Here is a 24,614-nt window from a genome sequence, read left to right as displayed (position 1 = left end):
CCGGCCGGTGTCAGCCCTTCGGTGCCGGGACGCGCCCCGGTGGCTCGGGCTCCGCCTTCGGCAGGAACCGGCCGATGAGAACCTTGTACAGGGCCGCGCCGAGCAGGCCGCCGATCAGCGGGCCGGCGATCGGCACCCAGAAGTAGAGGTTTCCGTACTGATCTCGCCATGCTCCGTCGTACCCCGTGATGAAGCTGGCCAGCCGTGGCCCGAAGTCGCGGGCCGGGTTGATCGCGTAGCCCGCGTTGGTCCCCCAGGCCATGCCGATCGCGACCACGATCAGGCCGATGATGAAGGGCGCCAGGTTCGCACCCGGCGGTGTGTTCAGCAGGTCGGTGATGGCGAAGATCAGCAGCAGCAGGATGGCGGTGCCGATGACCTGGTCGCGAAAGGCACCCCACTCGTAGACCGGGAGATTGGTGTTGCCGTTGGCGGGGAGCGTGGAGAACACGAACTGCGTCTTGAAGGTATGGCCGGGGTCGGCCTTCGCCAGCGCCTCGGTGTAGTTCCAGCGGACGATGAGGGCCGCCACGAAGGCGCCGGCCGTCTGGGCCACCGCGTAAGGCGCCACCTTGCTCCACGGGAACCCCTTGAAGGCGGCGAGGGCGACGGTCACCGCGGGGTTGATGTGGGCGCCGCTCAGCCGCGCCGCCACGTAGACGCCCAGGGTGACTCCGAGCCCCCAGGCCCAGGAGATGCTGTCGTGGTCTCCGAGGCCGCCCGCCGGGTCGGTGAGGGCCCCACCCGCGACCACCTGGGCCACCACGCCGCAGCCGAAGAGAATGAGAACCATCGTGCCGGCGAATTCGGCCGACAGTTCCCCGATCAAGCCGGACTTTTTTGGGCGCTCAGCCATGGAAGCTCACCTTCCGCCGGCTCGACCGGCCGTCGACTATCCGGACCTCTCCTCCGACAGATTAAGACGATCTAGGGCAACTCGCATATCTCGTATATACAGAATGAAACCGCCGTGACGGCACACGGCCGGCCGAGCGCGACGGGCCGTCGGTACGCGGATCGGGTGAGGTGAACCGGCCCGAGCGCCCCAGCCCGCCGTGGCGGGCCACCCGGGACAGGCGCCCGGTGGTTTGCTGTCCGGGCCGGTCGCACCCCGCGATCGCGCTCGGCCGGGAGGGACATCGTGGCGGCGCAGCGCGCACTGGACGAAGCGAAGGTCGAAGCCTTCATGGAGAAGGCGCTCGGGGACATCAGCGGGATGATGGCCTGCGGCCTGTGCCACCTCGGCGACCGGCTGGGCCTGTTCGGGGAACTCGCGGCCACCGGCCCCGCCGGCAGCCGGGAACTCGCGGACCGGCTGGACCTGAACGAGCGTTACGTGCGCGAGTGGTTGCGCGGCCTCACCGCCGCCGGCTACCTCGAGGAACCGGAGCCCGGCCGCTTCACGCTTCCCCCCGAGCACGCCCCCGCGCTGGCCGACGAGTCGGGCCCCATGTTCCTCGGCGGCGTGTACCAGATGATGCCCGCCGCGCTGGCGCCCTACGAACGCCTGATCGAGGCGTTCCGGACCGGGGGAGGCGTACGGCAGAGCGACTACCCGGACATCCTGTGGGACGGCATGAGCCGGTTCACCGGCAGCTGGTTCGAGAGCGCGATGGTCGACGACTGGCTGAGCACCTTCCCGCATGTCGTCGCAGGACTGGAGCGGGGCATCGAGGTCGCCGACGTGGGATGCGGGGCGGGCCGTGCCCTGATCGTGCTCGCCGAGAGGTTCCCGCGGTCCCGTTTCACGGGGTTCGACAACTTCCCGGCCCAGCTGGAACGCGCCCGGGCGAACGCGGAGGAGGCCGGTGTCGCCGACCGGGTGACCTTCGAGACGGCCGACGCCGCCCAGGGGCTTCCCGGACGCTACGACCTCGTCACCACCTTCGACGTCATCCACGACGCCGTGGACCCGAAGCGGCTCCTCGCCGCCATCAGGGCCGCGGTCAAGGACGACGGCGACTACCTGATGCTCGAGGTCAACTGCAAGGACCGCCCCGAGGACAACGTGGGCCCCGTCGCGTCGATGTTCTACGGGTTCAGCATGTTCTACTGCATGACCACGTCCCTCGCGAACGGTGGCGCCGCCCTCGGAACATGCGGCATGCCCGAGGCGGTCGTGCGCGATCTGTGCGTCGAGGCGGGCTTCAGCGACGTGGTCCGGTCCACGGCGGACGACCCCTTCAACGTCCTCTACGACGTCAAACCGTAGGCACACCGCCGCACTTGCGGCGACGCCGGGACACCGGCGCGGGGTTTCCGCGCCGGATGCGGAAAGGCGGTGGACAAAGATCGCGCGACCGGCAGACTGGCTCCATGACCGCACCGGATCCCAAGGCCGATCTTCACCGCTATCTGCAGTCCGCCCGCGATGCCCTGCTGTGGAAGCTCGACGGGCTCTCCGAGTACGAGGTCCGCCGCCCGCGGACACCGACCGGCACCAATCTCCTGGGCCTGGTGAAGCACGTGGCCGGCGTGGAGCTGGGCTACCTCGGCGACACCTTCGGACGGCCCTCCGGCGAGCCGCTGCCCTGGCGCGCAGAGGGTGCCGAGTCCAACGCCGACATGTGGGCCACGGCCGAGGAGTCACGGGACGACATCGTGGGGCTGTACCGCCGGGCGTGGGCGCACGCCGACGCGACGATCGAGGCGCTGGCGCTGGAGACGGTCGGCAGGGTGCCGTGGTGGCCGGGCGACAGGAACGAGGTGACGTTGCATCACGCCGTCGTGCGGGTGATCGCCGATACGCAGCGGCACGCCGGGCACGCCGACATCATCCGGGAACTCGCCGACGGCGCCGTGGGGATGAACCGGGGCAACGACAGCATGGCGCAGGGCGACTCCGAGTGGTGGGAGGAGTATCGCGGCCGGCTGGAGCGTGTGGCCCGGGAAGCCGGCCGCGGCGCGGAGTAGGCGGGCGGACTCCGGTTCTCGCAGAGGCGTACCGTCACCGGCCGAGCGCTTCCCGCATCGCCTCGGCGGTGGCCCTCGCGTCGTAGTCGTCGGCCACGCCGGGCACCAGGATGATGTCCCCCTCGATGTGCCGCGAGCGCAGCGGCGCGATCTCCTGGTACTCGGCCGAATCCCACCAGGCCCGTGCCTCGGCGAGCGAGGGGAAGCCGATCATGACGACGTCGCCGGGCCAGTCGCCTTCCACCACCTCGTGCCGTGCGCCGTGCACGAGGAAGCGGCCGCCGTACGGCTCGAAGGTGGCGGTGATGCGCGCGATGTACTCGGCGATCTCCGGGTGCGGGGTGGCTTCCTGCAGGTGGGCTATCACGTAGGCGGACATGGTGTTCCTTCCGGCCGGTCGGGCTCTCGACGTTCACCATCCTGCTGCCCGGCCGCGCCGCGGTCGATGACCTCAGAGGTCATGGCCCGGCGTCGCCCGTGTCCTTCGTGGGTCCGTCCTGGGCGGGGCTTCGGTCCGGGGTGATGCGGGCGGCGACCGGGAGGTGGTCGCTGCCGGTGGCGGGCAGGGTGCGGATCCGGGTGACGGTCGCCGAGCGGGCCATGACCTGGTCGATCCGGGCCAGCGGGAAGGCGGCGGGGAAGCTGAAGGCGACGCCGCGCTCGGCCACGTTCAGACGTCCGGTCAGCGGATCGAGCCCGCGGTCGTCGACCGTGCCGTTGAGGTCGCCCGCCAGGATCACCCTGCTCAGCTCCTCGGCCGCGACGGCCTGTCCCAGCAGCCGGGCGCTCTCGTCGCGCCGGGAGGACGCGAGGCCGCCGGCCCCCATCCGGACCGAGGGCAGGTGGACGACGTACGCCGCGATCTCACCGTGCGGCGTGTGCGCCACGGCCCGCAGTCCGCGGCTCCAGTCCTCCGTGATGTCCCGGGGCCTGATGTCCAGCGGCCCCGCATCGGTGAGGGGATGCTTCGACCAGAGTCCGACCGTGCCCTGCACCGTCCGGTACGGGTAGTCGGGGGCGAGGGTCTTCTCGTAGACCGCGAGTGCGGGGGGCACCAGCTCCTGGAGTGCGATCAGGTCGGGGCCGGCGCCGGCCAGGGCGCGGGCCGTGCCCGCCGGGTCGGTGTTCTCGTCGCTGACGTTGTGCTGCACCACGACCAGGTCGTCGGCGCCGGGCTCCGGAGCGGGCAGGAGCAGCCCGCCGAAGAGATACGTCCAGGCAGCCACCGGCAGGAGCAGGGCCACCAGCGCGAGGGCCGACCGGCGCAGCAGGCCAAGGGCGAGCAGGGCCACGACGACCAGACCGAGCCAGGGCAGGAAGGATTCCAGCAGACTGGCCGGCCCGCCCAGGGAGTCGGGAACCGCGCGGTGGAACGTCAGCAGGGCGGCCGTCAGGACGGCCGCCGCGGCGAGCACCCGTCCCCGGGTCCAGGCCGACCGGCCCCGCGCGTCCGCCGGCCGTGTGCCGGCCCGGCGCCGTGTCCACCGGCGCACCGTGGCTCGCATCGTCGCGGTGCCCCGGGCCATGCGCTCCACCATCGCTTCCCATCTGCTCGTCGTCGCCCTTCAGGACGCACCCCTCGGCGGGTCGGTTTCAGGCCCTCCGCGGCCGGCAGGGCGGGCGGACAGGGCCGCATCAGGGCAGGAGCAGCTGGACGATGGCGAGGGTGCCGACGACGACGATGAAGATCCGCAGGGCGACCGGCGGGAGCCGGCGGCCGACCTTCGCACCGAGCTGGCCGCCGACCGCGGAGCCGACGGCGATGAGGAGGACGGCGGTCCAGTCGAAGTCGGCGACGAAGAGGAAGAAGAGCGCCGCGATGCTGTTGACGATGGCGGCGAGGACGTTCTTGACGGCGTTCAGGCGCTGGAGGGTGTCATCGAGCAGCATGCCCATCAGGGAGAGGTAGATGATCCCCTGGGCCGCAGTGAAGTAGCCGCCGTAGACGCTGGCGAGCAGCAGCCCGCCGAAGAGGACGGGGCCGCCGTCGGTCCTCGTGACCGTGCCCGTCCGCGCACGGCGTCGCTGGACGACCGCGGAGATGCGGGGCTGGAGCACGACCAGGACCAGCGCGAGCGCGACGAGGACGGGGACGATCGTCTCGAAGGCGGTCGAGGGGAGCGTCAGCAGCAGCACGGCTCCGCCGAGTCCTCCGGCCGCGGCGGCGACACCGAGCCTGAGGACGAGACGGCGCTGGCCCTTGAGCTCCTCCCGGTAGCCTATGGCGCCGCTGACGGACCCGGGGATCAGTCCCAGGGCGTTGGACACGGTGGCCGTCACCGGCGGCAGCCCGATGCCGAGCAGTACCGGGAACGTGATCAGTGTCCCCGAGCCGACGATCGTGTTGATGGTGCCGGCGCCGATGCCGGCGGCGAGGACCGCCAGTGACTCCCAGATGGACAAAGCCATCTCCTTCACGTTCGGTGAGACGCCTCCCCGCCCTGAAGGTCGAGGGGCCTCACCGATCATGCACGACGGACGTTCGCGCCGGTCGACGGGGGTTGTCGTCGGCGGCCGGTGCCGCTTGTGTGGGCGGCCGGTTGCGCCGGGCGGGGCCGGACGCGGGGCGCTCGCGACGGGTGACGGGCGCTGCCTCCGCGTCCGGCCCGTGTTCTACGCGGTGAGCTGTTCCGCGCGGGCCGCCGGGGCGAACGCGTCCGCGTGTTCCGCGGCCCACTGGGCGAAGGTGCGGGCCGGCCGGCCGGTGACCTTCTCGACGGTGTCGACGACCGTGCGGCCCACCTCCGGGGTGTTCCCGTACGCCTCCAGCAGGAAGTCGATCACCTCCTCCGAGTGGCCCGCCGCCCGCCACTGCGCGACAGCCTGCTCCTCGGTCAGCTCCACCAGGGAGATCTCCCGGCCACGGGCGCCGGCGATCGCCGCCACCTTGTCGGCGACGGTGAGCAGCTCGGGACCCGTGATCACGTACTCCCGGCCGCCGTGGCCCTCCTCGGTGAGCGCGACTGCGGCGACGGCGCCGATGTCCCCCTCGTGGACCATGGCGCTCAGCCGGGAGACGAACGGCGCATGGACTTCGTCCGAGGCCGTGATCGAGTCCGCCCACTCCAGGGCGTTGGCCATGAACTCGACCGGTATGAGCACGGTCCAGTCGACGCCGTCGTCGGCGCGTACGGCGTCCTCCAGCAGGGACGGCCCGCCGCCGTGCAGCACGGTGACCCGGCGTACGCCGCCCGCGCGGGCCAGCTCCAGGATCCGCGGGCCGCTCTCCAGCGGGGCGAAGTAGGGACCGCCGAAGGTGATCAGATGGAGGCCGGTGACGCCCTCGAAGGCAGGGGCCAGGCTGTCCGGTTCGGTCAGATCGCCCTCGACGATCTCGACGCCGTCCGGGAGGACGGCACGTGCCGCGTCCCGGGTGAGGGCGCGGACCGCGTGGCCGCGGGTGAGGAGTTCGGCGACGACCTGGCGGCCGACGGTGCCGGTGGCGCCGGTGACAAGGATCTTCTGTGTCTGAGTCATGGAACGACCGTAGAAAGCCTTGCGGTCGGCTTCTGTCCGCGATCACGTCGGCGAGTGTGACGCAGATCACACGGTAAGTCTCGGACATTCCAAAACGGGCGGAGCTGCGATTACCGAATATCGGACACCTTGTGCTCGCTCTTTGGAAACCTCGGCTACCTCGCTCGTTCTTCTTCGGAATGCAGGCACTGGCCCCTCCACGGCCCTTGAATGGGTGGGGGAGGGGTTGGTGGGCGGGTTACCTCAGGGAACCCTCACCACGGAAACCGCAGGATTTAACGTCTCGTTCATGACTCAGCTGGACGTACGGCCCCAGGCCACAGACACAGGCGACGGGGCCTCCGCCGAAGGCATGCGCGACAAGGGCCTGAGCGGGAACTCCGTAGGTCTGCTGGGCAGCGCGGTCATCGGCGTCTCCACCGTGGCCCCTGTCTACTGCCTCACCTCCACGCTCGGCTCCACCGCGGGCGAGGTCGGCCTGCAGATGCCGGCGGTGTTCCTCGCCGGCTTCCTGCCGATGCTGCTCGTCGCCTTCGCCTACCGCGAGCTGAACAAGGCGATGCCGGACTGCGGTACCTCGTTCACCTGGACGGTGAAGGCCTTCGGGCCCCGCGTGGGCTGGATGTGCGGCTGGGGTCTGGTGATCGCCACGATCATCGTGCTGTCGAACCTGGCCGGCGTGGCGACCTCGTACTTCTGGCTGCTGGCGGGCGAGATCACCGGGAGCGAATCGGTGGCCGCGCTGGACGGGAACAAGGCCGTCCACATCGTCACCTGCCTCGCCCTGATCGCGATCGCCACGGTGATCAGCTACCGCGGCATGACGGCGACCAAGGGCGTGCAGTACACGCTCGTGGCGCTCCAGCTCCTGGTCCTGGCCGTGTTCGTGGCGATGGCCTTCGCCAAGGCCGGCAGCGCCGAGTTCCCGACCTCGGCCCAGTTCTCCTGGTCGTGGCTGAATCCGTTCGCCGTCCAGTCGTTCGCCGCGTTCACGGCCGGCCTGTCGCTGTCGATCTTCATGTACTGGGGCTGGGACGCCTGTCTGACGGCGAACGAGGAGACCAGCGGCAGCAGCCGTACGCCGGGCCGTGCCGCCCTCGTCGCCATGGTCGTGCTCGTCGGCTCCTACCTGGCCACGGGTATCGCGGCGCAGATGGTCGTGGGCTCCGGTGACCAGGGCCTCGGCCTCGCCAATCCCGACACCTCCGACAACGTCTTCGCCGCCCTCGCCGGTCCGGTGATGGGCCCGGCGCTCGGCATCCTGCTGTTCGTCGCGGTCCTCGCGTCGGCCGCGGCCAGCCTGCAGACGACGTTCATCCCGGTCGCCCGCACCGTCCTGGCCATGTCGACGTACGAGGCGCTGCCCGCCTCCTACGCCAAGGTCCATCCGCGCTTTCGGACGCCGGGCCGCGCCACGGTGACCGCGGGCATCGCCACCGGTGTGTTCTACACGGTGATGACGCTGGTCAGCGAGCACGTGCTGGTCGACACCATCTACGCGCTCGGGCTGATGATCTGCTTCTACTACGCGCTGACGGCCTTCGCCTGCGCCTGGTACTTCCGCGCCGACCTGCTGAAGTCCGGACGCGACCTGCTGTTCAAGGGACTCTTCCCGGTCGTCGGCGGCGTGCTGCTCGCCGCCGTGTTCGCCAAGACCCTGGCCGACATGTGGGACCCCGCCTACGGCAGCGGATCGTCCGTCCTCGGGGTCGGCTCGGTCTTCGTGATCGGCGTGGGCCTGCTCGCCCTCGGTCTCGTGATCATGGGTGTCATGCGCTGGCGCAGCCCGGCCTTCTTCCGGGGCGAGGTGCTCACCAGGTCGACGCCGGCCCTGATCGCGGAGGACTGAGACGATCGCGGAGGACTGAGGCGCCCGGGGGCGTCGGCGGGCGGCGGCCACGGAAAACCCGTTGCGGCCGCCCGCCGGCGCCCCCAGGCTTGCGCCCATGTCCCCAGCTTTCCTGCGGCCGGCCACGTTGGACGACGCCCCCGCCGTCACCGAACTCCTCAACGAGGTCGACCGGATCGAGATCGGCCGGCCCGAGACCGACCGGCACCTCGTCGAAGCCGACCTGAAGCGCCGGGGGACGGACCTGGAACGCGACTCGTGGGTGGCCTTCGACGACGGCAGGCTGGTGGCGTACGGACTGCTGTGGGACGAGTCCGGCGGCGAGCGCGTCGACATCGACCACTACGTGCTGCCGGACCACCAGCAGACCGGGCTGCGCGTCCTGACGGCGATGGAAGCCCGCGCGCTGGCCAAGGCCCGTGAGAACGGTGCCGAGCGGGCCGTCGTCCACCTCCACCTCAACATCCGGCCCACCACCGACACCGCCCTGCTCGCGGCACGGGGCTGGAGCACCGTCCGGCGCCACCACGTCCTTCACCGCCCCCTGGACCCGGCGGCGGACCTTCCGCCCGAGGCCCCGGCGGGGGTGCGGGTGCGGGCCTGTACCACCGAGGCGGACCGCGTCCGGGTGCACGAGCTGTACCAGTCGGCGTTCGCCGCCCACTTCGACTTCCAGCCCCGCGGATACCACCAGTGGCTGAGCGACATCCACGCCGAGCGGCTGGACTGGTCCCTGGTGTGGATCGCCGCCACGGACGACCTCGGTGACGCCGGTTTCCTGCTGGCCCGGGACGACCGCGAGGCCATGGGCTGGATCCGCTCGATCGGCGTCCTGAGCGAGGCCCGCGGCCGGGGCCTGGGCGGTTTCCTGCTCCGGCACGCCTTCGCCGGGTTCGCCGCCCGGGGACGCGACACGGTGGGGCTCGGCGTGGACACCGCGAACGCGACGGGCGCTCCCCGGCTGTACGGCCGTCACGGCATGACGGTCCACTACGCCGTCGACACCTGGGAGGCCGTGATCGCCTGACGCCCGCACCCGCCCCGGACACCGCCAATTTGTTGGCGCACGGTCCGTCGCCCGCCCTGCCGTGCGCGCCATGGCAAAGGCCGGGGAACATCGCCGGTCGTGGCACGTGCCTACTGAGACGGCCCGGTCGGCCGCGGGCTGATCAGCAGCAGGGCGATGTCGTCGCCGGGGGTGGGGGCGTGCCGGATGAGGGTGTCGGCCATGGCATCGAGGTCGGTCGGCTCCGGGTGCTCCAGAAGTCCGGCGAGGGCGGCGGTGGCGTCGTCGATGTCGACCCCGGGGGCTTCCACGAGACCGTCGGTGTAGAGCAGGAGTACGCAGCCCGGGGGCAGGGGGAATTCCAGCGTCGGGTAGCGGGCGTCCGGTTCGATGCCGAGCAGCAGGCCGGGTGGGACGTGGAGGGGCTCGGTGCGTCCGTCGGCGTGGCGCAGCAGGGGCGGCGGGTGGCCGGCGGTGGCCAGGCAGGCGCGTCGGCCGGCGAGATCGAGGTGGACGTAGAGGCAACTGGTGAACAGGCCGGGGTCGAGGTCGGTGAGCAGACGGTTGGTGCCGGCCAGGACGTCGTCCGGGGACGCGCCCACCGTGGCGTGGGCGTGGACGGCGGTGCGGACCTGGCCCATGAGGGCGGCGGCGTCCACGTTGTGACCCTGGACGTCGCCGATGGCGGCGGCGACCGTGTGCTCGTCGAGGCGGATGAGGTCGTAGAAGTCGCCGCCGATGCCCAGGCCGCGGGCAGCGGGCAGGTAGCGCGCGGCGACCTTCAGTCCGGGCACGTGGGGCAGGGTGTGCGGCAGCAGGGCGGACTGCAGCCGGTGGGCGAGGTGGTGCTTGCTGTCGTAGAGACGGGCCCGGTCCAGGGCCTGTCCGACCAGGCCCGCCAGTGAGGTGAGAACGGCGCGTTCGCCCGGGGGGAACGTGCGGGGCCGGTCGTAGGCGAGGAGGAGGGAGCCGATGGGCCGGCCGGAGGCGATCAGGGGCAGTACGGCCCATGCGGCCATCCCGTCCTCGTGCACGGTGTGCGGGTAGGCGCGCAGGAGGTCGTCGATGGTCGCGAAGAAGTCCGCTTCGCCGGTGGCCAGCACCCTGGCCCCGGGAATGTCCGGGCTCAGCGGGATGGCGTCGTAGCGGGCCATGAGTTCCGGGCTGTAGCCCCGGTGGCCGAGAATCTTCAGGCGTCCGTCCTGGGCGGTCATCAGCACCATGCCCTGCGCGCCGAGGGCGGGCATGAGCTGGTCGGCGGCCTGCGCGACCACGTCCTGCACGCCCACGGCCTCGGTCAGCGTGGCGGCCAGATGCATCAGGTGGTAGAGCACGGTGGCGCGGCTGGGACCGGCGGGCGGCACGGACGGCGGCGCATGAGCGCTCTCGTCGCTGCGGGTGATGCGGACGCTGATGCCGGAGGAGTCCGGGTACAACTCGAAGGACAGCCACACGTCCGGAGGGCGCAGCACGGTGAAGGCCTGCGGCCGGCGGCTGATGAGCGCTCCCCGGTAGCGGTCCTCGACATGGGGGACGTCCATCCAGGGCAACGCCTCCCAGGGCCGGGCGCCCAGCAGGGCGGCCGGATCGGCACCGACGAGGTCGGCGGCGGCCGGGGTGATGAAGGTGATGCGGCCGTTCAGGTCCAGCGCGCAGGACCCGCCCGGCAGCCGGTCGAGAAAGGCGGTGACGGCGGCGGCCTCGGCGGGGGAGGGGGCGCGCCCGGCCGGCGGTGGCAGCGTCCGCGGCCGGCCCACGGTCGGCAGCGGGTCGCCGCGCTCCATCGCCTGGCGCAGGAGGCCGCCCAGGCGGCGGCAGCCCGCCTCGATGGCCTCCCGTTCGTCGGAGCTCAGCTGCGACGAGTGGGTCCCGGGCCACAGGAGCACCAGCCCGCCGTGGACCGCGGTACCGGAAGCGACCGGCGCGGCCGACAGCGCGAAGTCGTACGGCAGGACGAGCGCGGGCCGCGGGTACCGGCGCGCCATCTCCTCCTGACCGCCGACCCACACCAGCCGCCGCTCGCGCACGGCGTCCGCCACCGGCATCGGATCGGTCAGCGCCACCCGCCTCCAGGGAAGGGCGATCTCCTGCGGCACCCCCGCCACCAGCTCCAGCCACAGAGCGTCCCCGCCCGGCGGCAGCACGTACAGCAGCCCCCCGAAGGCACCGCTCTCCCGCACCACGGCGGCCATGGCCGCGTCCATCAGATGTCCGCCCGACCCCGCAGGACGGAGGCCGGCCCCGGCAGGGCTGCACGGCACCCGCCACACCGAACATCACCCATATGCGGACACTATGCCTATCCTGCCGCCAAGGCATCTGGACACCGTCCAGAGTAGGCGCGACGTGGTGACCGGTCTCGGCGGCCGACGAACGTTCGTATGATGACCAGATGCCCGGCCTGCGCGAGCTCGCGGAGCGCACACCGCCACGGCGGGAACGCCATGTCGACCTGCTGCGGGCCGTCGCCATCGTCATCGTGGTGCTCGGCCACTGGATGGTCATCGTGGTCACCGGCGCGAACGGGGGCGTGGACGGCTTCAGCGCCCTGGAAGTGCTGTCCTGGGGCCGTCCGATCACCTGGCTGGTCCAGGTGATGCCGGTGTTCTTCATCGTGGGCGGGTTCGCCAACGCCGCCTCACTGGCCTCGCACACCCGTGCCGGGAAAGCCGTGGACGACTGGCTGCTCGACCGCAGCGCGCGGCTCGTACGGCCCACGACCGCGCTGCTGGTGACGCTCGCCGCCGCCGCGCTGATCGCCCGGACGGCCGGCGTCGATCCCGCCCAGGTGGGCCGCGCGGTGTGGCTGGCCTCGATTCCGCTGTGGTTCCTGCTGGTCTACCTCGTGGTGGTCTTCCTGACGCCGCTGATGCACCGCCTGCACCGGCGGGCGGGGCTGGCCGTGCCGCTGGTCCTGGTCGTACTGGTCGCCGCCGGAGATGTCGCCCGGCTGGCGTTCGACGCGGCGGCGCTGCAGCTGGGGAACTACCTGTTCGCCTGGCTGGCGGTGCACCAGACCGGATTCGCCTGGCAGGACGGGACGCTGCCGGTCCGGCCCGGGGTGGCCGTGCCGCTGTTCACGGGCGGTGCTGCGGCGGCGGTGCTGCTGACGGTGGCCGGCCCGTATCCGGTCAGCATGGTCGACGTTCCCGGCACGTCGTTCCGCAACCTCTCTCCGCCGACGCTCGCGCTGCTCGCGTTGGCCACGGCTCAGCTCGGGCTGGCGCTGCTGCTGCGCGACGCCGGGGAGAGGAGGCTGCGACGGCTGGGGCCGTGGATGGCCGTGATCGCGGTGAACACGGTCATCATGACCGTGCTGCTGTGGCACATGAGCGCGTTCGTCGTCGTCGCGGTGACCGTGTACGCCACCGGTCTGTTCCCGCTGCCCCGGCCACCCGGAGCCACGGAGGCGTGGCTGCTGTGGAAGCTGCCGTGGCTGGCCGTGCTCAGCGTCGTGCTCGGCGCGTTCGTGGCCGTCTTCGGCCGGATCGAGAGGCGCGGCCCGCGGCGCGGCGCCGCCGCTTCCCGCAGCCGGTGGACACCGAGGGCGCTCGGCAGGCCCCGGTTGCGCGCCACCGTGACCACCCTCGGCTACGCCGCCGCCGTACTGGGTCTGCTCGGGGTGGCCGTCGCCGGACCGGCCGACCACGGCCCGCTGGGGCTTCCGGCCGCGGCCCTCGCCGTCTTCCTGGCCGGCGCGGCCCTGCTCCGCGCGGCCCGCGCCGCACCCACGGGCCGTGGGGTCGCAGACCCGGACGGCCGGACTGGACCGTGAGCAGCGGTGGAACCGTATGACCATGGACAACACACAGCGCAAGGAAGCGTATCTGCGGCAGAGCGGCCGGAAGGACGTCACCGCCCGGCAGCGCCGGCGGCTGAAGAAGAAGGCCGGGCAGGGCAAGGAGTGACCCCGGCCGCGCCGGGACTCACGGCGGACCGTTCGTTCGTCCCCGCACGCCGACGAATGAGCGGTCCGCCCCGGGGTACTGGGGCAGCCGGAGAAAGCGAGGTGTGGGACGTGGAGCGAGGCAGCAACCAGGTCAGTCCGCGTACGGACGACGAGATGAAGCACGAGCTGGAGGGGCGTCTGCGCTCCGGCCGGCCGACCCATGTCGAGGAGGAGCACGATCCCGAACCGCCCGCGGACGACGACATCCGCGTCGACACCGGCGGACCGGTGCCGCCGCCCGGCGAGGAGCGGGAGAGGGCCCGCGCACAGGAGGAGGCCGACTCCCTGCTCCGTGAACTCGCGCGCCACCTGGAACGCACGGCGTTCCCGGCCGACCGGGAGACGGTGCTGGACGTCCTGAGGGCGCACCATGCGCCGGATTCCGTGCTGGACGAGGCGGCGGCCCTGCCGGACAGTGGCACGTACGCCAACGTGACCGAGATCGTGGAGGCGCTCGGCCACCGCCCGACGAGGTGACACGCCCGACGAGGTGACGCGGGGCCGGGCCGCACTACCCGGGGTGCCCGCCGGAGCCGACGGCGTCGACCGCGGCGTCGATGCGGTCGGCCATCTCCAGGTCGGCTCTGGTGACCGCGTCGACGGAACGGGTCCTGAGGGTGAAGGTGATGCCGTCACCGGTGGTGGTGTGGTCCACCTTGTGGCGCAGTTCCCGGGCGTCCTTCTCGACCTGCCGCAGCAGCGGCGCCGTGCGGTCGGCGGGCAGGCCGACCGTCCGGGTCAGCCGGTGGCTGTCGCCGCTCCACTGCGGACGGCGCCGTAGTTCGGTCCTCACTTCCTCGTTGCTGAGCGGTGCGGGGGCGTCCCCGGCCGCGGACAGGCGTTCGGGCGAGGACTCCGGGGCGGTGAACAGTTCGGCGTACGAGGGCGCGAGTCCTTCCCTGAGGGCGCGGCCGAGGGCGGGATCCTCGTCGGCGATCACGGACAGGACCGCGTGCGTCAGACGGTCCGCCCTCTCCTGCGGGGTCTGCAGATTGCGTGCTACCTCTTCCAGCAGTCCGGCGGGCGTGTCATGAGCCGGAGGGACGATGGCGTAGGCGGCGTCGCGCTCGGGCCCGGGCATGGCCTGGCGCAGCCGCTGCCGCAGCGGCATGTCCAGCCGGTGGGCCAGTCCGGCCACGACGACCCTCACGGTGTGTGCGGCATCGTCCGCTTTGGACAGATGCGCGCGTGATGCGACTTCCTCGGTCAGACGTTCGTGAGCGACCACCACGTGCTCCTTCGTCCTCGTCCTTGCCTGGTGCCGGTGAAGAGCGCCGGCTCCTGCCGTTCGAGTTTCCCCGCCGCGGCCGCTGAACCGGCCCGCCGGGCGCGGATGCGCGGCTCAGCCCGCACGCCCCCGCACGTGAGAGCGAGCGGCCCGCCCGCGCCGGAGCGGACATCCGCTACAGGGCCGGCCAGTCCTCCGGCCCGTCCGGCGCCGGGGAGCGTGCCGGCCGCCGATCGGGCGCCGACGCACTGTGGTACCGCTCGGTGAGGGCCGTGTGGACCCGGTCGATCACGTCCGGGCGGCGGCCGTGCGCCACGGCCTCGCGCAGCGCGGCGGCGTCGGCCTCCACCGTGTGGAGGTCGTCCTTGAGCTCGTCCAGCGCCGGGCGCGGCGCGGCACCGCTGAGGTGCGGCAGGAGGAACGCCTCCTCGCAGTCTGAGTGGCGGCGCAGCCAGGTGGTCAAACGGCGCAGGAGCGTATCGAACTCCCCGCTCTCCGTGTCGGTGAACTCCAGGTCCTTCATCACTTCCTCCGCGCGCACCAGGTCCGTGAGGCTCTGCCGCGCGAGCCGGTCGCCCTCGGGGACGTGGCTGTGCACGGCCGGATGCAGGACCTGCTCCACCGCGACCACATGACCCGCCAGGGTCACGGCGATGCGCTTCAGGCAGACCCTGCGTCCAGGGTCGTCGGCCGGCAGCGTCCTGATCCGGGCGATGGCCTGTTCGAGCGACCGGTGTTCTCCGGCGACTTCGGCTCTGACGTCTCCTCGGTCCTTCATCTCCATCGCGCTCCACCTGGGGGCATCTCCGTCGCGCTCCCTCCATGGGCAGCCGCAGGGCGGTGTTCCCGTCGATGAGGACCGACTACCCCGTTCGCGAACCACCCGACAGGCGACCGCCGGGAGACCGTGGCGCGATGCGCGACCGCGCAGGTGGAAAATGGTTGCCTGAAGAAACTAGGCCGCGCGAAGGGTCCTCATGCCGCACCTCACCATCGACTACTCCTCACACCTGGCCGATGTCTTCGACCGGGTGGCTCTCCTGAAGGAACTGCATCCGCTCGTAGTCGACATGGCGGGTTCGACGGGCGTGTGCAAGACGTTCCTGCGTCCGGCCGAGACGTACGCCGGGAACGGGACGATCGAGGAGAGCACGTTCGTGCACGTGGAGGTCGGTCTCATGCCGGGGCGTTCCGAATCGCTCAAGGCGCGGCTGTCCGAGAGCATCCTGGCCCTGCTCTCCGCACACCTCCCGGTGCGCGACGCGGCCGGGGCGGTCCTCTCGGTGGAGGTGCGGGATCTGGCCGGCTCCTACCGCCTGTCGCCCAAGGCCCGGGGCGAGACGGAGTACCGGTGCGCCAGATAGGTGCCTTGACATAGGTATTTCTCTATAGGCATGCTGGGGCCATGCCCGAGAACACCGCGTCCGTCCAGGACATCGACCACGTGGCCGCAGGGCTCGTGGCGTGCCTGCCGGGGCTGGCTCGGGCTCTCGACCGGCAGGTCGCGCAGGACTACGCGCACCCCAAACCCCCCGAGGCCCAGCTCGCACTGCTGCGGCACGTCGAGGACAACGACGGCGTCACCGTGCGCGCGGCGGCCGAAGCCCTGCTGATGAAGCCGAACAACGTCAGCGCGCTGGTCACCCAGCTGACCGGGCAGGGGCTGCTGGAGCGCCGCCAGGACCCGGCCGACAAGAGGGTCGCGCACCTGCACCTCACGGGGACCGCCCGGCAGCAGATCGCCGAGGTGGAACACCTGATGGGCGCCCATCTCACCCGGGCACTGCGGGCCATGACGGAGGGCGAACTGGGCGCCCTCGGCTCGGCCCTGCACGCGCTGTCGGCACTCGGCCGGCACCTTCAGTCCCGCCACTGACCACGAGCACCGGACCCACAGGGGTCCGGTGCCGCTCGTGGCGGACCACTCGCGCCCGGTGTTCCGACCCCCCCGCGGGCCGGCCGCCGGTTCCGCCATGTCCCCCGGACAGGGCCGGTCCCGTCCAGCGCTCCTCCTCCCCGGACAGTACGTCCGCCCCAGACACACGAAGGACAGGCACAGTCATGCCCTCCGCCACCACCGACTCCTCCGCCCCGCCGCACCACGCCCCGCCCGCGGCCCGGCCGCGCGGACCACGGGCCAACCCCTGGCTGACGCTGATCGCCGTCGCCTTCGGCCTGTTCATGGTCGGCCTCGACGGTTCGGTCGTCTCGATCGCCAACCCCGAGATCGGCCGGGACCTGGGCGCCTCCACCTCCGACCTGCAGTGGGTCACCAACTCCTACCTGCTGGCCCTCGCCGCCGCGCTGATCCTCGGCGGCAAGCTCGGTGACCGGTTCGGGCGCCGCACCTTCTACCTGATCGGTGTCGCCGGATTCACCGCCGCGTCCGTCGCCATCGGACTGGCCGGATCCATCGAGGGCGTCATCGCCTTCCGGGCGCTGCAGGGCTTCTTCGGCGCGCTGCTGATGCCCAACACCCTCGGCATGCTGCGTGCCGTCTTCCCGCCGAGGAAGTTCGGCATGGCGGTCGGCATCTGGGCCATGGTCTCCTCGGTCTCCACCGCCCTCGGTCCGATCGTCGGCGGACTGCTCGTCCAGCACGTCAACTGGGAATCCGTCTTCTACATCAACGCTCCCATCGGCGTCATCGCGCTCGTCTTCAGCATGAGCGTCCTGCCGCAGAGCAAGAACGACGCCGCGGCGAACGAGAGGTTCGACATCGTCGGGGTCGTGCTGCTGGCCCTCGGGCTGCTCGCCGTCGTGTTCGGTGTCGTCAAGGGCGAGACGTGGGGCTGGACTTCGGGCGGCACCCTGGGCGCCATGGCGGCCGGCGTGGTGGTCCTGCTCGTCTTCGGCCTCCACGAGAACCGGGTCGCGGCCCCGTTGCTGCCCATGCGCCTGTTCCGCAGCCGGGCACTGACCATCGGCACGGTCATCACCGCCCTGAACTTCTTCGTGCTGCTGGGCGTGATCTTCTTCGTGATGCTCTACCTGCAGAACGTGCGCGGGTTCACGCCCGTCGAAGCCGGTGTGCGCACCCTGCCCCTGAGCCTCGCCTCGGTCGTGGCGTCCCCGCTCGGCGCCGCGCTCACGGACAGGTTCGGACCGCGCCTCACCATGCCGCTCGGCATGGCCCTCCAGGCCGTCGCCTGCTTCGTCATGCTCGCCTGGAGCCCCGACTCCTCCTACGTCACGATGTGGCCGCCGTTCATCGCGCTGGGCCTCGGCGTCGGCATGGTGATGTCGTCCTCCTCCGACGCCATCGTCGGCAACGCTCCGGTCAGGGACGGCGGTGTGGCGGGCGGCCTGCAGGCGACCGCCCTGCAGATCGGCGGCGCGCTCGGCACCTCCGTGCTGGTGTCGCTGATCAGCAGCCGGGTCGGCTCGACCCTCACCGGAGAACTGACCACCGCCGGTGTGCCCGCGCCCGCGGCAGCCGGCCTGAACGAGGCCGGGGACGCGGTGGCCATGGGCGTCGCCCCGGTCTCGGGGGAGATGCCCGCCCAGCTCAGGACCGCCGTCGTCGAGGGCAGCCACCAGGCCTTCATGAACGGCGTGCACACCTCGGTGCTCGTCGCCGGCGTGCTGTGCGTCGTGGGCGCCGTGGTGGCGGTGGTCGGCGTACGACGCGGCTCCACCGGCCCGTCAGCCGCCTGACGACGGCCGACCGAGCCGCCCGGCGAGCCTGCGGTGGCCGGTGGTACCCCGGACACCGGCCGCCTGCGGTGGCCGGCGGGACCCGGTCACCGGTCGCCTGCGGGCCCGGTGACCGGGCAGCCGGGGGTACCGGTGGCCCGGTCCGTGCGGGTCGTCCGGTCCGTACCGGTGGTCCCGTCCGCACCCGCGGACGGGCCGCCCGCCCTCAGCGCCGCGACCGCGGCCGCCGCGTCCTCCGCGTAGAAGCGGAAGGTACGGGCCTCGGCGGGCCTGCCCAGGGCCCGTACGTACCGCACCGGTTCGGTGAGCTCGACGGTGACCGTCGTCTGGCCGGCCACGGCCAGGTCGGCGACGCCCTTGTCGTCCACGGCGGCCAGCTTGCCGTCCGGGAACTTCCGGTCCAGGCGGACGGAGGCGATGCGGTCGGCGGGGACACGGATGTCGAGCAGGGCGCCGTAGCGCAGACGCAGCGATCCGTCGGCCCCGATCACATGCGGGCGCACCACGCAGGAGGCGTGCAGGGCGACGACGAAGTAGCAGCCCCAGACGTCGAGCACGAGGGTGACGGCGTGTACCACCGGCCAGGGGATCAGGAAGGCGAGGGCCACGGTCTCGACGACGCAGACGAACAAGAACCCGTACATGACCGCCGTCTGCCCCGGGGCGTACGGGACGGGCAGGTCGCCGTCGCGTACGCCGTGCGGTCCCCGGCGGAACACCCAGCGCAGGAAGCTGGTGGACAGGAACACCTCGTGGGCGGTGAGCCTGCGCACCGGCGCCGGTACGGTGTCGGCGACGGCGGCGAGGAAGGCGGGCCAGGGGGCGAGCCCGTCCCGGCGATGCCGCCGGTGGTCCAGGAACAGCAGCACGGCCGCGGCGGCCGCGAGCGCGAGCAGGACCAGCTCCATCGCCGACCGGGCGCCCGGGGCGATCCGCACCCCGCTGCCCACGCAGAGGACGACCACGAGTTCCCCGGGTACGAGAGCCGCGAAGGACCAGCGCACCGCCCGTCTCAACGCCTTCATCCGGCACGCTCCCACAGCAGCGCCATGGCCCGGCGCACGGCGGCGGCCTGGGCGGGGGCGAAGTCCGCGAAGAAGGCCTCCGCGAAACCGTCGGTCCCGCCCGCGTCGTCCGGGACCGTCATCGCCTGCACCGCCTCTGCCGGAATGCTGTCGACGACGGCCCGGGCGGTGCTCTCCACCCGAGGGTCGTCCTCGCCGGCCTCGGCCAGCTCGTCCAGCCGGGCGTAGACCTCGTAGGCGCGCCGCATCGCCTCGGGGTCGGCGCTGAGACTGTGCACCATGGCGTCGAGCCAGCCGCGGCCCCCGCCCGGCGAGCAGGTCTCCAGAAAGGCGAGCAGTTCCCGCTCCTTGGCCGCCATCGCGGGCTCCGGCCCGGGCAGCCGGGCCGAAACGCGGGCCATGTCGTCGAAGAGAGCGGCGAGCTCGGGCGAGACCGGAGCGTCGGCGTGCAGCCGCCCGGTCCGCTCGGCCTGCTCGAGCAACCGGCCCAGGCGGGCCCGGCGCTCCCGGATGGCCTCCTCCTGGCGGGCCAGGTCGGCGTCCAGCTCGGTGAGGATCTCGACGAGGTCCTTGCCGGCGTCGTCCGCCAGGACGCCCTTGATCTCCTCCAGGCTCAGGCCGAGCTCGCTCAGCCGGCGGACGCGGGCGAGCTCGACGGCGTCACGCAGCGAGTACTCGCGGTATCCGTTGGGCTGTCGCGGGGGCTCCGGCAGCAGGCCGATGCGGTGGTAGTGGCGCACGGCGCGGGTGGTGATGCCGGCCAGGCCGGCGAGCTCTCCGATTCGCATGGCACCAGTAGAAACGTTGCCGTTGCGACAAGGTCAACCCCCCGCTCCCGCGGCGGCGGGCCGGTCAGGGCGCGACGGGCAGCCGGCGCTTGTGCTCGGTGAGCTGGTAGCGGTCGACGATCGTCTTGAACGTCCGCTCGTCCACCGGCCTGCCCTCCAGGAAGTCGTCGATCTCCTCGTAGGTGACCCCGAGCGCGTCCTCGTCGGCCTTGCCCGGGTCGAGCGTCTCCAGGTCGGCCGTCGGGGTCTTGCGCACCAGCTCGGCCGGCGCACCCAGCGCCTCGGCGACGGCACGCACCCGGCGCTTGGTCAGGCCCGTGAGCGGTACGAGGTCGGCGGCACCGTCGCCGAACTTGGTGAAGAAGCCGGAGACCGCCTCGGCGGCGTGGTCGGTGCCGACGACCAGGCCGTCGTGCGCGCCGGCCACCGCGTACTGGGCGATCATGCGCTGCCGTGCCTTGATGTTGCCGTGCACGAAGTCCTGGTGCCGCGCGTCGCGGAAGCTCACGCCGGCGGCCAGTGCGGCATCGAGCGCGGCGTCGCTCGCGGGCTTGATGTCCACCGTCAGCACCTGGTCGGCCCGGACGAAGGAGAGCGCGAGCTGGGCGTCGTGCTCGTCGGCCTGGACCCCGTAGGGCAGCCGCATCGCATGGAAGCGCGCCTCGTGCCCCGCTGCCCTGGCCCGCTCGACGGCGAGCTGGCACAGCCGCCCGGCGGTGGTGGAGTCCACGCCACCGCTGATGCCGAGCACGAGGGAACGAAGGCCGGTGGAGGTCAGCCGCTCGGTGAGGAAGGCCACACGGCGTTCGATCTCCCGCTCGGCGTCGAAGGTCTCCGCCACCTGGAGTTCCCGGGCGATCTCCTGCTGCAGGGCGATGGACGCCGACTCGCTCACGTGTGCTCCTTGATCCGGTTCGCGATGTGCTGCCGGGCCAACCCTAGCCAGAGGGTTCCGAGCGGGTGGGAACGGGTGACGTGGTCGTACGGCGTCCGCCGGCTCCCGGGACTCCTCCGGGGAAGCCGGCGGGGCGCGCCCGTCGCCTCCGCGCCGTTGGCCACCGCTCGCGGCACAGTGGAGACGTGAACGAAGACGAGAGCAAGACCCTGGCCCGGTCTCGCGTGGCGACCAGGCTCCCGGCCCGGGACCTGGAGCGGGCCCGGCGCTTCTACTCCGAGAAGCTCGGACTGGAGCCCGTCGACGAGCGGCCCGGGGGGCTGCTGTACCGGTGCGGGGGCGCGGAGTTCGTGGTGTTCCGCTCGACGGGAGCCTCCTCCGGCGCCTTCACCCAGATGGCGTGGGAGGTCGACGACATCGAGACGACCGTGTCGGAGCTCAGAGGGCGCGGGGTGGTCTTCGAAGACGTCGATGTGCCCGGGCTCCGGACGAGGGACGGGATCGCCGAGATCGAGGGGAACTACCCGAGCAAGGGCGCACGCGGTGAGCGCGGGGCCTGGTTCCGTGACAGTGAGGGGAACCTGCTGGGTGTCGGCGAGCCCGTCGTGTGAGGGCCACGCGATCCGGCCCGGTGCCGACGGGCGGCCCGTCCGGGCGCGGCGCGTTCCGATCGGCGCGGGCGGATATTCCTGGTAGGCGGACGCCGCCGGCTGACAGGCTTCGACCATGAGTTTCCGCTTCCGAAGTGCTTCCGGCACCTCCTGGCTGGGTGACCCGATCGACGCCCGCCCGCTGTTCGCTCCCGAGCTGGGGGCGCTCCTCGACACCCTGCGCGGTCTGCGTCCGGCCGACTGGGGCAGGACGGCAGTGCCGCGCTGGACCGTGCACGACCTCGCCGCCCACGTCCTCGGTGACTACTACGGCCGGCTCGGCAGCACCGAAGGCAGGCACCGGGGTGCCCCCGCCCCGGGGGAGACCCTTGAGGCGTTCATCCACCGCACCAATCAGGAATGGGTCGACCTGCACGCCGACGACAGCCCCGCCTCGCTGATCGACGCCCTCGAGTCGGCCGGAACACAGCTCGCCGGCCGATTCGCCACCGCCGACCTCGACGCGCCGGCGCTGGGCGTGTCGTGGGCGGGAGCCGACCCGGCTCCGGCCTGGCTGGACATCGCCCGGGAGTTCACCGAGTACTGGACGCACCGGCAGCAGATCCGCCATGCCGTCGGCCGCGACACCGACCTGCGAACGCCCGCCGCGGCCGTGGTCCTGGACACCTTCATGCGGGCCCTGCCCCACACCCTGCGGCGGACGACGGCACCGGCCGGAACCCAGATACGGGTGACCGTCGCCGGGACGGCGGAGGGGACGTGGACCGTCACCGCCACCGAGCACGGCTGGTCGCTGGCCGTACCGCCCGGTGGCCGGCCGGCGGCGACGCTGGCGCTGGACACGGAGACCGCCTGGCGGCTGTGCACGCGAGGTGTCGACCCCGCCACCGCCCTCGCCCGTGCCCGCGTCGAGGGGGAGCGCCGGCTCGCCGAAGCCGCGTGCCGGATCGTGTCCATCGTCTACTGACGGTGCCCGTCCACCGCCGGCGGCTGCCCGCCGGCTTCCTCCGGTCAGTCCGTTCGGCGCAGCCCTGCGACGAGCAGCCCGACCAGCCGGCGCGCGTCGTAGTGCGGATCGCTCTCCGCGCCGATGCAGAGGTTGCCGACACCGCGCATGAGCTCGTAGGCGTCCAGGCCGGACCGGATCTCGCCGGAATCGGCCGCGGCGTCGAGCAGCTGGGCGCACACGGGCACGAGGCGGTCGAGGAAGTAGGCGTGCAGGGTCTCGAAACCGGCGTTGTCGGACTGCAGCACCGCGGCGAGTCCGTGCTTGGTGACCAGGAAATCGACGAAGAGGTCGATCCACCGCCCCAGCGCGGCGTGCGGAGTGGCGCTGCTCGCCAGCAGGGCGGGACCGGCCTCCGCGCAGGCCTCCACCTGGTGCCGGTAGACGGCGATGATGAGATCCGCCCGGGTCGGGAAGTGGCGGTAGATGGTGCCCATCCCGACGCCGGCCTTGGCCGCGATGTCACGTACCGGCGCTTCCACGCCCGACGTGACGAATACCGCGGCGGCCGCGTCGAGCAGCGTCTTCTCGTTGCGCCGGGCGTCCGCTCGCTTGGACCGGGCCGCCTGCCCCGTGCCCTCGCCGCTGTCCTTCACCTGCCGCTCCCTCCACTGCCGGATCTGCCGAACGGAACGACGTCCCGTGGTTGTTTCGGAGCAGGGTTCCACTTGGTCATGATGCCAGTGCGGGGGCCCGGTGGCCAAGGCGCGCACGGCCACCACCGCAGTCGGCACGTGAGCGACCTCGGCCGGACGCACCCGGCGTGCGGCGCGCCGGAGGCCGGGACAAGCTACGACAAGGTGTCAGGGAAGGTGAAGAGCGCGAGCGAGGAGCGACGGGCCGCAGGGTATTGCGGGTGCCGGTGTCCCCGGCCGAGCACTGTGCGCCCTCGGTGTGCGAGACATTCGCCTCGGCATTCGAGACATTCGGGAGTGATGCGAGATGACCTGCTCCGAGCCCGCGTCCGCGCTGCCTCCACCCGAAGTGAGACCGTGGGCCGTCGACGACGTGCCCGCCCTCGACCCCGACCCCTTCCTGGACGAGGTCCTGCGCGAAGAGCCGGTCACCCGCATCACGCTGCCCTACGGATCCGGCGACGCATGGCTCGTCACCCGCTACGAGGACGTCCGCTTCGTCACCTCCGACCCCCGCTTCTCCCGGGAGCAGGTCGTCGGGTGCGGGGTGACCAGCATGGCCCCGCATCCCGTGGCGTCCCAGACGGCGGGGCTGCAGTACACCGACCCGCCCCGGCACAGCCGGCTGCGCCGGGTCGTGGCCCGGGCGTTCACCGCCCGGAGCATGGACAGGCTGCGCCCCCTGGCCGAGCGCACCGCGCACCGACTGCTCGACGCCATGGAGGAGACCGGCCCACCGGGCGACCTCATGGAACATCTGCACACCCCCCTGCCCATCGCCGTCGACTGCTACTTCCTCGGCGCCGACGAGGACGACTGGCGCAGCTGGGCAGGCAACTCCGAGGCGCTGCTGTCCAAAGCGGACGAGGAGGAACGGAACCGGGCGGCGCGGGAGGTGACACGCGGCCGGGTCGTCGATCTCCTCGACAGGCGCCGGGCCGAACCCCGTGACGACCTGGCGGGGGTGCTGGCGCAGGCCACCGCCGCCGGCGAGATCAGCGACGACGAGGCCGTCTCCCTCGCCATGGCCATCTACGTCAGCGGCGGTCACGCGGTGCGCAACAACAGCGGTTCCATGATGTACGCGCTGCTCACCCACCCGGAGCACGCCGAGCGGCTGCGCCGCGAACCGCACCTGCTGCCCAGGGCCGTCGAGGAGCTCTTCCGCTACGTTCCCCACCGCAACGGAGTCGGCATTCCGCGCATCGCCACCGAGGACGTGGAGATCGGCGGCCACATCATCCGCAAGGGCGACGCCGTCTACAACGCCTACGTCGCCGCCAACCGCGATCCCGGCGTCTTCCCCGACCCCGATGTGCTGGACTTCGACCGGGACGGTCCCGGGCATCTCGCCTTCGGGCACGGACCGCACTTCTGCCTGGCCGCGCTCATGGCCCGCATGGAGGCGGAGGTCATGATCGGGACCGTCCTCGGCCGTTTCCCCGGGCTGCGCCTCGCCGTACCCGCCGAAGAGGTCGAGTTCCAGCGCCAGGGACTGATCCGCGGACCGAGGTCCCTGCCCGTCGTCTGGTAGCCGGCCCGAGGCCTCCTTCCGAGCCAGGCGGATGTACGCCA

Annotated in this window: 24 protein-coding genes; 12 read left to right on the top strand and 12 right to left on the bottom strand. The window is 72.1% G+C overall.

The annotated features are described in order from the left end of the window. Positions 1–10: 10 nt before the first annotated feature. Complete coding sequence (locus H0H10_RS22030) at positions 11–856, bottom strand: MIP/aquaporin family protein (protein WP_188182747.1); 846 nt, start codon at positions 854–856, stop codon at positions 11–13. A gap of 285 nt (positions 857–1,141) precedes the next feature. Here H0H10_RS22030 and H0H10_RS40770 point away from each other — a divergent pair, with 285 nt between their 5' ends. Beyond that, a complete protein-coding gene (locus H0H10_RS40770) occupies positions 1,142–2,212 on the top strand; it encodes a class I SAM-dependent methyltransferase (protein ID WP_188182746.1) in 1,071 nt (356 codons plus the stop codon). Positions 2,213–2,316: 104 nt separating this feature from the next. Then, positions 2,317–2,913: a DinB family protein gene (locus H0H10_RS22020; RefSeq protein WP_188182745.1), complete on the top strand. Its 597-nt coding sequence runs from the start codon at positions 2,317–2,319 to the stop codon at positions 2,911–2,913. Between the two features lie 34 nt (positions 2,914–2,947). Here the strand turns inward: H0H10_RS22020 and H0H10_RS22015 are convergent, their stop codons facing one another. From H0H10_RS22015 to H0H10_RS22000, 4 genes are all read right to left on the bottom strand, one after another. Next, complete coding sequence (locus H0H10_RS22015; RefSeq protein WP_188182744.1) at positions 2,948–3,292, bottom strand: DUF1330 domain-containing protein; 345 nt, start codon at positions 3,290–3,292, stop codon at positions 2,948–2,950. Between the two features lie 79 nt (positions 3,293–3,371). After that, positions 3,372–4,439, bottom strand: a complete 1,068-nt coding sequence (locus tag H0H10_RS22010) for an endonuclease/exonuclease/phosphatase family protein (RefSeq protein WP_223180203.1) — start codon at positions 4,437–4,439, stop codon at positions 3,372–3,374. A 109-nt stretch (positions 4,440–4,548) separates the two neighbouring features. Continuing rightward, positions 4,549–5,322, bottom strand: coding sequence for a sulfite exporter TauE/SafE family protein (locus H0H10_RS22005; RefSeq protein ID WP_188182742.1), 774 nt, complete (start codon positions 5,320–5,322; stop codon positions 4,549–4,551). 204 nt (positions 5,323–5,526) lie between these two features. Next, positions 5,527–6,390, bottom strand: a complete 864-nt coding sequence (locus H0H10_RS22000) for an NmrA family NAD(P)-binding protein (RefSeq protein ID WP_188182741.1) — start codon at positions 6,388–6,390, stop codon at positions 5,527–5,529. A gap of 289 nt (positions 6,391–6,679) precedes the next feature. Between H0H10_RS22000 and H0H10_RS21995 the strand changes: the two genes are divergently transcribed. Next, the gene (locus tag H0H10_RS21995; RefSeq protein ID WP_188182740.1) at positions 6,680–8,239 is read left to right on the top strand and encodes an APC family permease; all 1,560 of its coding nucleotides are present in this window, start codon (positions 6,680–6,682) and stop codon (positions 8,237–8,239) included. A 97-nt stretch (positions 8,240–8,336) separates the two neighbouring features. After that, positions 8,337–9,266, top strand: coding sequence for a GNAT family N-acetyltransferase (locus tag H0H10_RS21990; RefSeq protein ID WP_188182739.1), 930 nt, complete (start codon positions 8,337–8,339; stop codon positions 9,264–9,266). 110 nt (positions 9,267–9,376) lie between these two features. Here H0H10_RS21990 and H0H10_RS21985 read toward each other — a convergent pair whose 3' ends face one another. After that, positions 9,377–11,449 (bottom strand): SpoIIE family protein phosphatase, encoded by a 2,073-nt coding sequence (locus tag H0H10_RS21985; RefSeq protein ID WP_188182738.1) that lies wholly within the window; start codon positions 11,447–11,449, stop codon positions 9,377–9,379. Between the two features lie 188 nt (positions 11,450–11,637). Between H0H10_RS21985 and H0H10_RS21980 the strand changes: the two genes are divergently transcribed. Together H0H10_RS21980 and H0H10_RS21975 are read left to right on the top strand one after the other, a co-directional pair. Beyond that, complete coding sequence (locus tag H0H10_RS21980) at positions 11,638–13,020, top strand: acyltransferase family protein (RefSeq protein WP_188182737.1); 1,383 nt, start codon at positions 11,638–11,640, stop codon at positions 13,018–13,020. Positions 13,021–13,263: 243 nt separating this feature from the next. Then, the gene (locus H0H10_RS21975) at positions 13,264–13,671 is read left to right on the top strand and encodes a DUF2795 domain-containing protein (RefSeq protein WP_188182736.1); all 408 of its coding nucleotides are present in this window, start codon (positions 13,264–13,266) and stop codon (positions 13,669–13,671) included. A gap of 34 nt (positions 13,672–13,705) precedes the next feature. On the opposite strand, the gene H0H10_RS21970 is transcribed toward H0H10_RS21975, so the two are convergent. After that, a complete protein-coding gene (locus H0H10_RS21970; RefSeq protein ID WP_188182735.1) occupies positions 13,706–14,422 on the bottom strand; it encodes a 4a-hydroxytetrahydrobiopterin dehydratase in 717 nt (238 codons plus the stop codon). Positions 14,423–14,597: 175 nt separating this feature from the next. Beyond that, positions 14,598–15,206, bottom strand: a complete 609-nt coding sequence (locus tag H0H10_RS21965; protein WP_188182734.1) for a hemerythrin domain-containing protein — start codon at positions 15,204–15,206, stop codon at positions 14,598–14,600. 193 nt (positions 15,207–15,399) lie between these two features. Between H0H10_RS21965 and H0H10_RS21960 the strand changes: the two genes are divergently transcribed. The 3 genes from H0H10_RS21960 to H0H10_RS21950 all read left to right on the top strand — a co-directional run bounded on the left by H0H10_RS21960 (position 15,400) and on the right by H0H10_RS21950 (position 18,079). Beyond that, positions 15,400–15,786 (top strand): 5-carboxymethyl-2-hydroxymuconate Delta-isomerase, encoded by a 387-nt coding sequence (locus tag H0H10_RS21960; protein ID WP_188182733.1) that lies wholly within the window; start codon positions 15,400–15,402, stop codon positions 15,784–15,786. Positions 15,787–15,827: 41 nt separating this feature from the next. Continuing rightward, the gene (locus H0H10_RS21955) at positions 15,828–16,298 is read left to right on the top strand and encodes a MarR family winged helix-turn-helix transcriptional regulator (RefSeq protein WP_188182732.1); all 471 of its coding nucleotides are present in this window, start codon (positions 15,828–15,830) and stop codon (positions 16,296–16,298) included. A 185-nt stretch (positions 16,299–16,483) separates the two neighbouring features. Continuing rightward, complete coding sequence (locus H0H10_RS21950; protein WP_188182731.1) at positions 16,484–18,079, top strand: MFS transporter; 1,596 nt, start codon at positions 16,484–16,486, stop codon at positions 18,077–18,079. Between the two features lie 86 nt (positions 18,080–18,165). Here the strand turns inward: H0H10_RS21950 and H0H10_RS21945 are convergent, their stop codons facing one another. The 3 genes from H0H10_RS21945 to nadE form a co-directional block, all read right to left on the bottom strand. Then, positions 18,166–19,104 (bottom strand): hypothetical protein, encoded by a 939-nt coding sequence (locus H0H10_RS21945; protein ID WP_223180201.1) that lies wholly within the window; start codon positions 19,102–19,104, stop codon positions 18,166–18,168. Then, complete coding sequence (locus H0H10_RS21940; RefSeq protein ID WP_188182730.1) at positions 19,101–19,892, bottom strand: MerR family transcriptional regulator; 792 nt, start codon at positions 19,890–19,892, stop codon at positions 19,101–19,103. The genes H0H10_RS21945 and H0H10_RS21940 overlap by 4 nt, the downstream gene beginning before the upstream one ends. A gap of 64 nt (positions 19,893–19,956) precedes the next feature. After that, positions 19,957–20,787 (bottom strand): NAD(+) synthase, encoded by an 831-nt coding sequence (gene nadE, locus H0H10_RS21935; RefSeq protein WP_309141867.1) that lies wholly within the window; start codon positions 20,785–20,787, stop codon positions 19,957–19,959. 185 nt (positions 20,788–20,972) lie between these two features. Between nadE and H0H10_RS21930 the strand changes: the two genes are divergently transcribed. Then, complete coding sequence (locus tag H0H10_RS21930) at positions 20,973–21,398, top strand: VOC family protein (RefSeq protein WP_188182729.1); 426 nt, start codon at positions 20,973–20,975, stop codon at positions 21,396–21,398. A 115-nt stretch (positions 21,399–21,513) separates the two neighbouring features. Beyond that, positions 21,514–22,365 (top strand): maleylpyruvate isomerase family mycothiol-dependent enzyme, encoded by an 852-nt coding sequence (locus H0H10_RS21925; RefSeq protein ID WP_188182728.1) that lies wholly within the window; start codon positions 21,514–21,516, stop codon positions 22,363–22,365. A gap of 44 nt (positions 22,366–22,409) precedes the next feature. Here the strand turns inward: H0H10_RS21925 and H0H10_RS21920 are convergent, their stop codons facing one another. After that, positions 22,410–23,000, bottom strand: coding sequence for a TetR/AcrR family transcriptional regulator (locus H0H10_RS21920; protein WP_188182727.1), 591 nt, complete (start codon positions 22,998–23,000; stop codon positions 22,410–22,412). Between the two features lie 346 nt (positions 23,001–23,346). Between H0H10_RS21920 and H0H10_RS21915 the strand changes: the two genes are divergently transcribed. After that, positions 23,347–24,573: a cytochrome P450 gene (locus H0H10_RS21915; RefSeq protein ID WP_188182726.1), complete on the top strand. Its 1,227-nt coding sequence runs from the start codon at positions 23,347–23,349 to the stop codon at positions 24,571–24,573. Positions 24,574–24,614: the final 41 nt, after the last annotated feature.

This window comes from Streptomyces griseicoloratus (genome assembly GCF_014534645.1).
GTDB classification, from domain to species: Bacteria; Actinomycetota; Actinomycetes; order Streptomycetales; family Streptomycetaceae; genus Streptomyces; species Streptomyces griseicoloratus.
The sequence above is the reverse complement of the archived record's forward strand: the minus strand, read 5'-3'. Positions and strand labels throughout refer to the sequence as shown.